At 71.3% G+C, this 15,439-nt stretch carries 1 protein-coding gene (running past both ends of the window); it reads left to right on the plus strand.

All 15,439 nt of this window come from inside a single coding sequence — locus ABZ824_RS15650, non-ribosomal peptide synthase/polyketide synthase (protein ID WP_356963772.1), on the plus strand. Of the gene's 43,671 coding nucleotides, 15,470 precede the window and 12,762 follow it; the stretch shown corresponds to coding positions 15,471-30,909 (codon 5,157, partial, through codon 10,303, complete); the first complete codon in view begins at position 2. Both codon boundaries (start and stop) fall beyond the window edges.

Here is a 15,439-nt window from a genome sequence, read left to right on the forward strand (position 1 = left end):
GATGGGCGGCACGCCGGGTGGGCGGCTGTATCGCTCCGGCGACCTCGCCCGCTGGAACCGCTTCGGTGAACTCGAGTACCTGGGCCGCGCCGACGACCAGGTGAAGGTGCGCGGCTTCCGCATCGAACTCGGCGAGATCGAGTCCGCGATCCTCGCCCAGCCGGGCATCGCCCAAGCCGCGGTCATCGTGCGTGAGGACCAGCCCGGCGATCAGCGGATCGTCGCCTACGTGGTGTCCGAGCCGGATGCCGAGCCCGTGCTGGACGCGGTGCGCGACGGCGCGGCCGCGCAACTGCCCGCCTACATGGTGCCCTCGGCCGTGGTGCGGCTGGAATGGATCCCGCTGACCGTCAACGGGAAGCTGGACCGTCGCGCGCTGCCCGCCCCGACGGCGACCTCGCGCGCGTTCCGCGCGCCGGTCACGCCGGTGCAGGAGACCGTGGCGGCGGTGTTCGCCGACGTGCTCGGCCTGGAGCGGGTCGGCGTGGACGACGACTTCTTCGACCTCGGCGGCAACTCGCTGATCGCGACCAGGGTGGTCGCCCGCATCGGCGCGGCGCTGGGGACGACGGTCGCGGTGCGCACCCTGTTCGAGGCCTCGACGGTGGAAGCGCTCGCCGCTCGGGTGGAATCGCACGCCGACGGCGCGGCCCGCGCCCGGCTCGTCGCCCGCGAGCGCGCGGCGGGCGAACTGGTGCCGCTGTCGTTCGCGCAGCAGCGCATGTGGTTCCTGAACAAGTACGACACCTCCTCGGCGGCCTACAACCTGCCGATCGCCATCAGGCTCACCGGCGCGCTGGACGTCGAAGCGCTGCGGCTGGCGGTGGCCGATGTGGTGCGCAGGCACGAATCGCTGCGCACCCGTTACCCCGAGCACGGCGGCACCCCGGTCCAGGTGATCGTGCCCGCCGAGGACATCGCCCTGGATCTGCGTCCCGTGGCGGTGGACCCGGCGCGGTTGATCGAGACGGTGACCGAGTTCGTCACCACCGGATTCGACGTGGCCGAACAGGTTCCGCTGCGCACCCGGCTGTACGCGGCCGGGCCGGACGAGCACGTGCTCGTCGTGGTGGTGCACCACATCGCGGCCGACGGTTTCTCGATGGGACCGTTGACCCGCGACGTGATGGCCGCCTACACCGCGCGCAGCACCGGCAGCGCTCCCGGCTGGGCGCCGCTGGCGGTGCAGTACGCCGACTTCGCGGTGTGGCAGCGCGAGATCCTCGGGTCCGAGGACGATTCCGACTCCCTGCTGGCGAAGCAGGTCGCCTACTGGCGGCACGCGCTCGACGACATCCCCGACGAGCTGGCCCTGCCCACCGACCGTCCGCGTCCGGCCGTCGCCTCGCACCGCGGCGCGACGTTGCACCGCGAGCTGTCCGGTGAACTGGTCGCCGCGCTCGAGGAGATCGCGCGGCAGCGCGGCGCGTCGCTGTTCATGGTGATGCACGGCGCGCTGGCGGTGCTGCTGGCGCGGCTGTCGGGCAGCGACGATGTCGCGGTCGGCACCCCGGTCGCGGGCCGCGGCGAGGCCGCGCTCGACGACCTGGTCGGCATGTTCGTCAACACGCTGGTGTTGCGCACGGGAATCGAGCCGGGCGAGTCGTTCGCCGACCTGCTCGGCCGGGTGCGCCGCACCGACCTGGACGCCTACGGCAACGCCGACGTGCCGTTCGAGCGGCTGGTGGAACTGCTCGCGCCGGAGCGCTCGCAGGCCCGCAACCCGCTGTTCCAGGTGATGCTGGCGTTCCAGAACTTGGAGCGCACCACCCTGGAACTGCCGGGGCTTTCGGTGTCCGCGCTGGACCTGGAAGAGAACGTCGCGCGCTTCGACCTGCAGTTCACCCTCGCCGAGCGTGGTGAAACCGGTTCCGGCGCCATGGCTTTGGCGCTCACCTACGCCACCGAGCTGTTCGACGAGTCGACCGCCGCGGCCATCGTGGATCGCTGGGAGCGCGTGCTCGCTGCGGTGGCGGCCGATCCGTCGGTCGCCGTCGGCGCGATCGACGTGCTCGACGCCGCCGAGCGCGCCGACCTGGTCGCGCGCACCGGCGCGCCCGCCACGCCCGCGCGGACGCTGCCGGACCTGATCGCCGAGGCCGCCGCCATCGATCCCGAGGCGCCCGCCGTGGTGTTCCAGGGGAGAAGTGTGTCCTATGGCGAGCTGGACGCGCGGTCCAACCGCTTGGCCCGCTTGCTGATCGAGCGCGGTATCGGCACCGAGGATCTGGTGGCGATCGCCGTGCCGCGCTCGGACGAGTCGTACTTCGCCGAGTGGGCGGTGTCGAAGTCCGGTGGCGCGTTCGTGCCGATCGACCCGGCCTATCCGGCCGACCGCATCGCGCACATGGTCACCGACTCCGGTTCCCCGATCGGCCTGACCGTGGCGTCGGTGCGCGCCGAACTGCCGGAATCGGTCGAGTGGCTGGTACTCGACGAGCTGGATCTCGACGGGTTCGACAGCGCCCCGGTGACCGACGCCGATCGGGTGCGCCCGGTGCGGCCGGAGCACCCCGCCTACGTCATCTACACCTCCGGTTCCACCGGCGTGCCCAAGGGCGTCGTGGTCACCCACGCCGGTCTCGCGAACTTCCGCGACGAGCAGAACGCCCGCTATGACGTCGACTCCGACACGCGCGCACTGCATTTCGCCTCGCCCAGCTTCGACGCCTCGATCCTGGAGTTCCTGCTCGCGATCGGCCGCGGCGGCGCCCTGGTGGTCTGCCCGCCGGGCGTGTACGGCGGCGAGGAACTGTCCGAGCTGATCCGCGCCGAGCGGGTCACGCACGCCTTCATCACCCCGTCGGTGCTCGCGTCGCTGGATTCGGCCGCGCTGGCAGGCATGCGGGTGATCGTGGCGGGCGGCGAGGCCGTGCCTGCCGATCTGGTCACCAAGTGGGGTGGCGCGCCGGACGGTTCGGGCCGCCGCTTCCACAACGGTTACGGCCCGACCGAGACCACGATCATGACCAACATCAGCGACGCGCTCGCGCCCGGCGACCGGGTCACCATCGGTGGCCCGACCCGCGGCATGCAGTCGCTGATCCTGGACGCCCAGCTCAGGCCCGTTCCGGTGGGTGTCGCGGGTGAGCTGTATCTGTCGGGCGTCCAGCTGGCGCGTGGCTACCACGCCCGCCCCGGCCTGTCCGCGGAACGGTTCGTCGCCAACCCGTACGTGCCCGGCGCGCGGATGTACCGCACCGGCGACGTGGTGCGCTGGACCCGGGTCGGGCACTCCGCGGGCTCCGCGCCCGCTGGAGGAGTCGAATCCCTAGTTGTCGAATACGTAGGCCGCTCCGACTTCCAGGTGAAGGTGCGCGGTTTCCGCATCGAACTCGGCGAGATCGACGCCGCGCTCGCCTCGCACGAGACCGTCGACTTCGCCGTCACCGTAGGCCACAAGAGCGCCGCGGGCGCCGTGTCGCTGGTGTCGTACGTCGTTGCCGCGCAAGGTCATTCGATCGACGTCGCGGCGCTGACCGCGCACGTCGAGGAGCGCCTGCCCGCCTACATGGTGCCCTCGTCGATCATGGTGATCGACCATGTGCCGCTCACCCCGGTGGGCAAGCTGGACCGCAAGGCGCTGCCGGAGCCCGTGTTCGCGACCGAGGTCGTGTTCCGCGCGGCGCGCACGCCGGTCGAGCAGACCATCGCGGAAGTGTTCGCCGAGGTGCTCGGCGTGGAGCGGGTCGGCGTGGACGACTCCTTCTTCGCGCTCGGCGGCGACAGCATCGTCTCCATCCAGTTGGTGTCGCGGGCCAAGGCGCGCGGCGTGGTGTTCACGCCGCGGCACGTGTTCGAGCAGCGCACCGTGGCCGGGCTGGCCTCGGTCGCGGAGACCACCGAGGCGGCCGAGGCGTCGGCGACGACGCTGGCCGAGCCGCCCGGCGGCGGCATCGGCGCTATGCCGTTGACGCCGGTGGTGCGGTTCATGGCCGAGCGGCGCGGCTCGTTCGGCCGGTTCAACCAGACGCTGGCGCTGGAACTGCCGATCGGCATCGACCGGGCGGGCATCGCCGCGACGGTCGGTGCGGTCATCGATCGCCACGACATGCTGCGCGCGAGCCTGCGCCGCGACGGCGACGACTGGGTGGTCGAGACCGCCGCGCCGGGCACGGTCGCGGTGGACGCGCTGATCGATCGCACCGAGTTCGACGCGAACGTCACCGACGCCGACCTGGTCGAGATCGCCTCGGCCGCACTGGACGAGTCGCTGGACCGGCTCGATCCCGCCGCGGGCGTGGTCATCCGGTTCGTCTGGCTCGAGCCGGATTCCGCCGAGCGCGCCGGACGCCTGATCGTCGTCGCCCACCACTTGGTGGTGGACGGCGTCTCCTGGCGCATCCTGGTGCCCGACTTCGTCGCCGCGTGGGGGCAGCGCACCGCCGGGCAGACGCCCGAGTTGGTCGCCCCGGCCACGTCGATGCGGGCGTGGGCGCACGCGCTGGAGCGCGAAGCGGTCAGCCCGGAGCGGGTGGCCGAACTGGACTACTGGCGTTCGGTGGTCGGTACGGCCGATCCGCTGCTGACCGAGCGTGCGATGGATCCGGCTCTCGACACCTCGGGCGTCATCGCCAAGCACCAGGTCGAGGTGTCCGCCGAGGTCACCAAGGCCCTGCTCACCACGGTTCCGGCGCTGTTCCACGGCGGTGTGAACGACGGCCTGCTGACCGCGCTGGCGCTGGCCACCGCCAAGTGGCGGGCGCGGCGGGTGGCCGCTCGCGGCGAGGATTCGCTGCTGATCCGCTTGGAGGGTCACGGCCGCGAGGAAGACGTGGTGCCGGGTGCGGATCTGTCGCGCACCGTCGGCTGGTTCACCGCGATCTACCCGGTCGCCTTCGACCTCTCCGGCATCGACGTCGATGCCGCGTTCACCGGCGGCCCCGCGCTGGGCGCGGCCGTGAAGGCGGTCAAGGAGCAGTTGCTGTCGGTGCCCGACAAGGGCATCGGCTACGGCCTGCTGCGGTACCTGAACACCGAGACCGCGGCCGAGTTGCCGCGTGAGCTGCCCGGCCAGGTGAGTTTCAACTACCTCGGCCGCGTCTCCGAGGGTGACGTGCCGGAGTCGCTGCGCGGCTTCGGCTGGATCCCCGCGCCGGAACTCGGCGCGCTGGGTGGGGCCTACGACGCGGACATGCCCGCGATGGCGCCGCTGGACGTGAACGCGATCGTGGTCGGCGACAAGCTGACCGCCAACATCGGCTACCCGTCGACCCTGCTGTCGGCCGCCGAGGTGCGCGAGTTCGGCGAACTGTGGACCGCCGCGCTGGAAGCTGTCGCGCGGCACGCCAATTCGGCGGGCGCGGGCGGGCATACACCGTCGGACTTCGCGCTGGTGCGCAGCACGCAACGCGATATCGACGTCTGGGAGCGGCGCTTCCCGGCCCTGGCCGACGTGTGGCCGCTGTCGGCGTTGCAGGCCGGTCTGCTGTTCCACGCCCGCCTCGCGGCGACCTCGGTGGACGTCTACACCGCGCAGGCGGTGCTGACGCTCACCGGCCGGGTGGACGCCGCCCGGTTGCGCTCGGCCGCACAGGCTCTGGTGGACCGCTACGAGAACCTGCGCACGGCGTTCGTCAGCGACCACGACGGCAACCCGGTGCAGATCGTGCTGGACAGCGTCCGGGTGGCGTGGGCCGAGCACGACCGGATCGAATCCGGTGCGGCCGACGACCTGATCGAGGCCGATCGCATGAGCCGGTTCGACCTGGCCGCGCCGCCGCTGATCCGCTTCACGCTGATCCAGGTCGCGGCCGACCGCTGGCAGTTCGTGGTGTCCAACCACCACATCCTGCTCGACGGCTGGTCCATGCCGCTGCTCATGCGGGATCTGCTGGTGCTCTACGCCGCGCACGCGGACGTCTCCGCGCTGCCCGCCGTGCGGTCCTACCGGCACTTCCTGGACTGGACCCGGCAGCAGGATCAGGCGGCGTCGCTGGCCGCGTGGGCGCACGCGCTGCGCGGCGTCGGCGAGCCGACCCTGCTGGCGCGGCCGGACGCCGGTCGCGAGATCACCTCGCTGTCCGGCGAGTACTTCTTCGACCTTGACGAGGCGACCACCGCGCGGCTGACCGCGCTGGCCGGCTCGCTGGGCGTCACCCCGAACACCGTGTTGCAGACGGCGTGGGGCATCCTCGTCGGCCGCATGACCAGCCGCGACGACGTGCTGTTCGGCACCACCGTCTCCGGTCGTCCCGCGCAGCTGTCCGGCGTGGAGGCGATGGTCGGCCTGTTCATCAACACCGTGCCGGTGCGGGTGCGTTTCGATCCGTCGGAGTCCGTGCGCGACCTGCTGGTCCGCACTCAGGGCGAGCAGGCCGACCTGCTCGACCACCACTACGTGGGCCTGGCCGACATCCAGGCCGTCGCGGGCGTCGGCGGACTGTTCGACACCCTGGTGGTGTTCGAGTCCTACCCGGTCGACGCCGCGGGCTTGCAGGCGCAGGCGGCGGACATCGACGGCATGGCCGTGGTCGGCCTGGACGCGGCCGACGCCACGCACTACCCGCTGACCCTGATCGCGCAGCTGGATTCGCGGCTGCGGGTGCGCGCGGGCTACCTGCGCGACCTGTTCGACGAGCAGACGGTGCGCCGCATCGCCGACCGCTTGGTCCGGGTGCTCACCGCGATCACCGCCGAACCCGATGCGGTGGTCGGTGACATCGAGTTGCTGGATGCCGCCGAGCGCGAGCTCGTGGTGTCCGGGTGGAACGACACCGCGCATGCGGTGGACACCGGCGCGACGTTGGTGTCGATGTTCTATGACCAGGTCGAACGCACTCCGGACGCGACGGCGGTCACGTTCGAGGGGACAAGTCTGTCCTACGCCGAGTTCTCTTGGCGGGTGAACCAGCTGGCGCGCTGGCTGATCGCGCGCGGTGTGGGCGCGGAATCGTTTGTGGCGCTGGGTATGCGGCGCTCGATCGATTTGGTGGTCGGCATGTACGCCGTCGCCGTGGCCGGTGGTTCGTATGTTCCGCTGGATCCGGATCACCCGGCCGAGCGCACGGAGTACATCCTCGGCACGGCCGATCCGGTGTGTGTGCTGACCTCCGGTAGCGATCTGGACATCGACACCGCGCAGGTGCGCATCGATCTGCTGGATCTGAAGGGTCTGTCCGAGGCCCCGGTCACCGACGCGGATCGTCGTGCGCCGCTGCTTCCGTCGAACACCGCGTATGTGATCTTCACGTCGGGTTCGACGGGTCGTCCGAAGGGTGTGGCGGTTTCGCATTCGGCGATCGTCAACCGCCTGGTGTGGATGCAGACGGCCTACCAGTTGACCGGTGCTGATGTGGTGTTGCAGAAGACTCCCGCGACCTTCGATGTGTCGGTGTGGGAGTTCTTCTGGCCGTTGCAGATCGGTGCCCGCCTGGTCGTGGCGAAGCCGGACGGTCATCGCGACCCGGCCTACCTCGCCGAGATCATCAGCGCCGAAAAGGTGACCGTCACCCACTTCGTGCCCTCGATGCTCGCGGTATTCGTCGCCGATGCCGCCGCCGCGCAGTGCGATTCGCTGCGACTGGTGTTCGCTTCGGGTGAGGCGTTGCCGCCCAAGCCCGCGCACCGCCTGCGCGAGCTGACCGGCGCGTCCCTGCACAACCTCTACGGCCCGACGGAGGCGGCGGTCGACGTCACCTTCCACGAGGTCGTCGACGCCGACGCCGAGACGGTGCCGATCGGTGCTCCGGTGTTCAACACGCAGGTGTTCGTGCTGGACGCGCGCTTGCGTCCGGTCCCCGTTGGTGTCGCGGGTGAGCTGTACCTCGCGGGTGTTCAGCTGGCGCGGGGTTACGTCGCGCGCCCGGATCTGACGAGTGACCGGTTCGTCGCCAACCCGTACGGGGAGCCGGGTGCGCGGATGTACCGTACCGGCGACCTGGTGGCGTGGACCGAACACGGCGAGCTGGAGTACCTGGGCCGCACCGACTTCCAGGTGAAACTGCGGGGTCTGCGTATCGAACTCGGGGAGATCGAGCAGGCGCTGACCGGCCTGGACGAGATCGCGCAAGCCGTCGTCGTGGTGCGCTCCGACGCGCACGCGGGCGATCAGCTCGTCGCGTACGTCATCCCCGCGCCGGACGCCGCGCTGGACACCGACCTGGTGCGCGAGGACCTCGGTCGGCAGCTGCCCGCGTACATGGTGCCGTCGATCGTGATGGCGCTGGAGGAGTTCCCGCTCAACGCTTCGGGCAAGCTGGACCGCAAGGCGCTGCCCGCTCCGGTGTTCGAGGCCGCGGTGTTCCGCGCGCCGACCACGCCGGTCGAGGAGATCGTCGCCGCCACCTTCGCCGACGTGCTCGGCCTCGAGCGGGTGGGTCTGGACGACGACTTCTTCGCCCTCGGCGGCAACTCGCTGTCGGCCACCCAGGTCGCCGCCCGGCTGTCGGCCGCGCTGGACACCGACCTCGGCGTGCGTGAGCTGTTCGAGGCCTCCACCGTGGTCGCTTTGGCGGCGCGCGCGGAGACCAAGGCGGGTGTGGGCGGTCGTGCGCCGCTGGCGCCGCAGCAGCGGCCGGAGCTGGTGCCGCTGTCGCTGGCCCAGCAGCGTATGTGGTTCCTCAACCGCTTCGATCCCGACTCGGCGGTGGACAACATCCCGGCCGCCGTGCGGCTGTCGGGCCTGCTGGACCGGCAGGCGTTGCAGATCGCCGTCGCCGACGTGCTGGCCCGCCACGAGTCGCTGCGCACCTTCTACCCCGAGGTGGACGGCGCCGCGCGGCAGCAGATCGTGGCCACGGCCAAGGTCATCCCGGACCTGACGCCGGTCGACGTCACCGAAGCCGAACTGCCCGAGCGGCTTTCGCAGCTGATCGGCACGGCCTTCGACGTCACCGCCGAGGTGCCCTTCCGCGCCAGGCTGTTCGAGATCAGCCCCACCGAGCACGTGCTCGCCCTGGTGGTGCACCACATCTCGGCCGACGGTTTCTCCATGGGCCCGCTGACCCGCGACGTGATGACCGCCTACGGCGCCCGCGTCGACGGCGGCGAGCCCGCCTGGCGTCCGCTGGAGGTCCAGTACGCCGACTTCGCGCTGTGGCAGCGTCAGGTGCTCGGCGCCGAGGACGATCCGGCTTCGGTGATCGCCGAGCAGATCTCGTTCTGGTCGGACTCGCTGCGCGGGCTGCCCGAGCAGCTGGATCTGCCGTCGGATCGGCCGCGTCCCGCGGTCGCCTCCGGTCGCGGCGCCACGCACGTCTTCGAGATCGACGCGCAGACCCACGCTCAGCTGACCGAACTGGCCCGCACCAGGGGCGCGACGCTGTTCATGGTCGCGCACACCGCGCTGGCCGTGCTGCTGTCGCGGCTGTCCGGCGAGGACGACATCGCGATCGGCACTCCGGTCGCCGGACGTGGCGAGCGCGCGCTCGATGACCTGATCGGCATGTTCGTCAACACTCTCGTGTTGCGGACCCCGGTCCAGTCCGGTGCGACGTTCACCGAGTTGCTGCGTGCGGTGCGCGCCACCGACATCGCCGCGTTCGGGCACGCGGACCTGCCGTTCGAGCGGCTGGTGGAGATCCTGAACCCGGCGCGCTCGCAGGCGCGGCACCCGTTGTTCCAGGTGATGCTGTCGTTCCAGAACACCGGCCAGAACAGCCTGGAGCTGCCCGGTCTGACGGTGAGCGGTGTCGAATTGCCGATCGACGTCGCCAAGTTCGACCTGCAACTGGTGCTGTCCGAACGCGACGCCGAGAATTCCGCGGGCGCGAACCCCGCGGGCATCGCGGCCGAGCTGATCTACGCCACCGACCTGTTCGACCCGGCCACCGTGGCCGAGTTCGGGCGGCGCTTCGGCCGGTTGCTGAAGGCCGTCGCCGCCGAGCCGGACCGCCCCATCGGCGATCTCACACTGCTGGAGGAGCCGGAGACCGAACAGGCGCTGCGCGGCTGGAACGACACCGCCCGCGACCTCGGCCCGGCGAGCACGCTGGTCGAGGAGTTCGCCGCGCAGGCCGCGGCGACGCCGGACGCGGTCGCGGTGATCGATCCGGCCACCGGGACGCAGCTCACCTACGCCGAATTCGCCGCGCGCGTGCGGCGATTGGCGCGTCGACTCATCGAAGCCGGTGTGGGGCCTGAGACGCTGGTCGCCCTGGGCCTGCGCCGCTCGGTGGACCTGGTCGTGGCCGCTTACGCGGTGCAGGCGGCGGGCGGCGGCTACGTGCCGCTGGATCTCGACCAGCCCGCCGACCGGGTGCACTACGTGCTCGACTCGGCCGACCCGGTCTGCGTGCTGACCACCGCGCGCGACGCGTTCGACGGCGCGGGCCGCGCGACGCTGCGCATCGACGAGCTGGAGTTGTCCGGTTACGCGGACGACCCGGTCACCGACGCCGAGCGCATCGCGCCGCTGCGCCCGCAGCACCCGGCGTACGTGATCTTCACCTCCGGCTCCACCGGCCGTCCCAAGGGCGTCGCCGTGCCGCACGCCGCGGTCGTCAACCAGATCCGCTGGATCACCGGCGAATACGGCATCGACGCCGACGACGTGGTGCTGTTCAAGACCCCCGCCACCTTCGACGTGTCGGTGTGGGAGCTGTTCGGCCCGCTGAGCACCGGCGGCCGGATCGTGGTGGCGAGCCCGGACGGGCACCGCGACCCGCAGTACCTGGCCGAGGTGATCGCGGCCGAGCGGGTCACGATGACCTCGTTCGTGCCCTCGATGCTGACCGTCTTCGCGGCCGGGATCGACCCGGCCGACGCCGACGCGCTCGCCTCGCTGCGCACGCTGTTCGTCGCCGGTGAGGCGTTCACAGCCGACGCGGTGGTGGCGATCCGCCGCGTCAGCGACGCCGCGCTGTACAACCTGTACGGACCCACCGAGTTCACCGTGCACGCCACGCACGCACCTGTCGCCGAGCAGGTGGACGGGGCGGTGCCGATCGGCCTGCCGGTGTGGAACGCGCAGGCGTACGTGCTGGATTCGCGTCTGCACCCGGTGCCGTCGAACGTCGCGGGTGAGCTGTACCTCGCGGGCGATCAGTTGGCGCGCGGCTACTTCGGTCGCACGGACCTCACCGCGGATCGCTTCGTGGCCAACCCGTACGGCGCGCCCGGTGCTCGGATGTACCGCACCGGCGACTTGGTGCGCCGGGACGACACCGGCGCCATCGAGTACCTGGGCCGCACCGACTTCCAGGTGAAACTGCGTGGTCTGCGCATCGAGCTCGGCGAGATCGAGACCGCGTTGACGGCGCACGAATCGGTCGCGCAGTCGGTCGCGCTGGTGCGTTCGGACGCGCGCACCGGCGACCAGCTGGTGGGTTATGTGGTGCCGGCGAACGGCGCGACGGTGGACGTCGAGGCGTTGCGCGCGCATCTGTCCGCGCAGCTGCCGTCCTACATGGTGCCCGCCGCGATCGTGGTGCTCGACGCCATGCCGTTGAACCCGAACGGCAAGCTGGATCGCCGCGCGCTGCCCGAGCCGGTCTTCGAGGCGCGGGAGTTCCGCGCGCCGTCGACGCCGGTGGAGGAGATCGTCGCCGATGTCTTCGCCGAGGTGCTCGGCCTGGCACAGGCGGAACGCGCGGTCGGCTTGGACGACGACTTCTTCGACCTGGGCGGCAACTCGCTGATCGCCACCCAGGTGGTGGCCCGGCTCGGCGCCGCGCTGGACACCAGGATCCCGGTCCGCACGCTGTTCGAGGCGCCGACCGTGGCGGCGTTGGCCGTGCGGGTGGAGGCGCACCAGGGCACCGGCCGCCGCCGGGAACTCGCCGCGGGCCCGCGCCCGTCGAAGATCCCGCTGTCGCTGGCCCAGCAGCGCATGTGGTTCCTGAACCGGTTCGACAACCAGACCGCGGTGAACAACATCCCGCTCGCGGTCCGGCTCACCGGAACTCTGGACACCGAGGCGCTGCGCCAGGCCGTGGCCGACGTGGTCGACCGGCACGAGGTGTTGCGCACCGTCTACCCGGAGACCGCCGACGGCCAGGGCGTGCAGGTCGTGCTGCCCGCCGGGCACAGCGCGGTCGACCTCACCCCGATCGAGGTGTCCGAGGCCGAGATCTCCGAGCGGATCAGCGAACTGGTGCTGACCGGCTTCGACGTCACCGCCGAGGTGCCGGTGCGCGCCGCGCTGTTCCGCATCGCGGGCTCGATGGACGGCTCGCAGCCCGACACCCACGTGCTGGTGTTCGTGGTGCACCACATCTCCGGCGACGGCTGGTCGGTGCGCCCGCTGGCACGCGACGTGATGGTGGCCTACTCGGCGCGTTCGCGCGGCGAGGCGCCCGCGTGGGCGCCGCTGCCGGTGCAGTACGCCGATTACGCGCTGTGGCAGCGCGAGACGCTGGGCTCCGAGGGCGATCCCGCCTCGCTGATCGCCCAGCAGGTCGCGTTCTGGTCCGACTCCCTGGCCGGGCTGCCGGATCAGCTGGATCTGCCGTCGGACCGCTCGCGTCCGGCGGTGGCGTCCAACCGCGGCGGCGTGTACGAGTTCGCGCTCGACGCGCAGCTGCTGCGCGAGCTGAACGCGCTGGCCCGCGCGAACGGCGCCAGCCTGTTCATGGTGGTGCACGCGGCGTTCGCCGCCTTGCTGGCCCGGTTGTCCGGCAGCGACGACATCGCCATCGGCACCGCGGTCGCGGGCCGTGGTGAGGCCGTGCTCGACGACGCCATCGGCATGTTCGTCAACACGCTGGTGCTGCGCAGCGCGGTCGATCCCGCGATCGCGTTCACCGAATTGCTCGCGCGCACCAAGGACACCGACCTCGCGGCGTTCGCGCACGCGGACCTGCCGTTCGAGCGGCTGGTGGAGATCCTGAACCCGGCGCGTTCGCAGGCGCGGCATCCGCTGTTCCAGGTGATGCTGTCGTTCCAGAACACCGGTGAGGCCACCTTCGAGCTGCCCGGCCTGGAAGTGGCCGGGGTGCCGCTGGACGTGGTGACCGCCAAGTTCGACCTGCACCTCAACCTCGCCGACCGGTTCGACGCCTCGGGCTCGGCCGACGGCATGACCGCCGAATTCGCCTACGCCACCGACATGTTCGACGCCGACACCATCGCGGGCGTCGCGTCGCGGCTGGTGCGGATGCTGACGGCGATAGCCGCCGATCCGTCCGTGGCCGTCGGCGATGTCGAGTTGCTCGACAGCGTCGAGCGCACCGAGGTCCTCGAGCGGTGGAACGACACCGCGCACCCGGTCGACCCGGACGCCACCCTGGTGTCGATGTTCGCCGCGCAGCTGGCGCGGACCCCGGACGCGACCGCCGTGACGTTCGAGGGGACGAGTCTGTCCTACGCCGAGTTCGCCTCGCGCGTGAACCGCCTGGCCCGGCACCTGATCTCGCTGGGCGTCGGCCCGGACTCGATGGTCGCGCTGGGCATGCGCCGCTCGATCGAGCTGGTGGTCGGCATGTACGCGGTGAGCGTCGCCGGTGGCGCGTACGTGCCGCTGGATCCGGACCATCCGGCCGACCGCACCCGCTACGTGCTCGACACCGCGCAGCCGGTGTGCGTGCTCACCACTTCGCGCGACGAGTTCGACGCCGGCGCTACCCCGGCGATCGAGATCGATGTTGTCTCGCTGGCCGGGTATTCCGACGAGCCGGTCACCGATGCGGATCGCCGTGCGCCGCTGCGCTCGTCGAACACCGCGTACGTGATCTTCACCTCCGGTTCGACCGGCCGCCCGAAGGGTGTGGCGGTCTCGCACGCGGCGATCGTCAACCGTCTGGTGTGGATGCAGGACGAGTACGGCCTCGACGACACCGACGTGGTGTTGCAGAAGACCCCGGCCACGTTCGACGTGTCGGTGTGGGAGTTCTTCTGGCCGTTGCAGGTCGGCGCGCGCCTGGTCGTCGCCAAGCCCGACGGCCACCGCGACCCGGCCTACCTCGTGCAGGTCATCACCGGCGAGCAGGTCACCACGGCGCACTTCGTGCCGTCGATGCTGTCGGTGTTCGTGGCCGAGGAACGCGCCGACGAATGCACCAGTCTGCGCAACGTCTTCGCCTCCGGTGAGGCGCTGCCCGCCGCCACCGCGCAGCGGATGCAGGAACTCACCGGCGCGCTGCTGCACAACCTGTACGGCCCGACCGAGGCCGCGGTCGACGTCACCTATCACGAGGTGACCGAGGCCGACACGGTGTCGGTGCCGATCGGCGCTCCCGTGTTCAACACCCAGGTTTACGTGCTGGATTCGCGCCTGCACCCGGTGCCGGTGGGTGTCGCGGGGGAGCTGTATCTCGCGGGCGTGCAATTGGCCCGCGGCTACGTCGCGCGTCCCGATCTGACCGCTGACCGGTTCGTGGCCAACCCGTACGGCGCGCCGGGCGAGCGGATGTACCGCACCGGCGACCTCGTCTCCTGGACCGACAAGGGCGAACTGGAGTACCTGGGCCGCACCGACTTCCAGGTGAAGCTGCGCGGTCTGCGCATCGAGTTGGGCGAGATCGAGTCGGCGCTCACCGCGCTGGACTCGATCGCCCAGGCCGTGGTCGTGGTGCGCTCGGACGAGCGGCTGGGCGACCAGTTGGTGGCGTACGTCATCGCGACCGCGGGCCGCTCGGTGGACATCGAGGGCGTGCGTTCCGAGCTCGGCGGCGAGCTGCCCGCCTACATGGTGCCGTCGGCGTTCGTCGTGCTGGAGGCGTTCCCGCTGAACGCCTCCGGCAAGCTGGACCGTAAGGCGCTGCCCGCGCCGGTGTTCGAGGCCAAGGTGTTCCGCGCGCCGTCCACCCCGATCGAGGAGATCGTGGCGGGCACTTTCGGCGACGTGCTCGGTGTCGCGCGGGTCGGCCTGGACGACGACTTCTTCGAACTCGGCGGCAACTCGCTGCTGGCCACCCAGGTGACCGCGCGGCTGGGCGCCGCGCTGGACACCAGGCTCGCGGTGCGCGACCTGTTCGAGGCCTCCACCGTGGTGGCGCTGGCCGCCAGAGTGGAGCGCAACGCCGGGTCCGGCCGGAACCGGCCACGCCTGGAGGCGGGGGAGCGCCCGGCGCGCATCCCGCTCTCGCCCGCGCAGCAGCGGTACTGGTTCCTCAACCAGTTCGACACGGCCACTTCGGCGGTGGACAACATCCCGCTGGCCGTCCGGCTGTCCGGCACGCTGGAGGTGGCCGCCCTGGAGCAGGCCATCGGCGACGTGTTCGCCCGCCACGAGGTGCTGCGCACCACCTACCCGCGCTCGGCGGAGGGCCCGCACCAGGTGATCCGCCCGGCCGACCGGTCCGCGGCGGCGCTCACCCCGATCGACGTGGCCGAGGACGACCTGCTCGGCGCCGTCATCGGGTTCGCGCTGACCACCTTCGACGTCACCGTGGAGGTGCCGTTGGCGGTGGCGCTGTTCCGCATCGCGGACAACGACCATGTGCTGGCGTTCACCGTCCATCACGTCGCGGCCGACGGCTCCTCGATGGGCCCGCTGGCGCGTGACGTGATGGCCGCCTACGTGGCGCGCGTGCAGGGCGAGGCGCCGCAGTGGCAGCCG

It is taken from the genome of Nocardia sp. NPDC047038, from assembly GCF_040644075.1.
GTDB classification, from domain to species: Bacteria; Actinomycetota; Actinomycetes; order Mycobacteriales; family Mycobacteriaceae; genus Nocardia; species Nocardia sichangensis.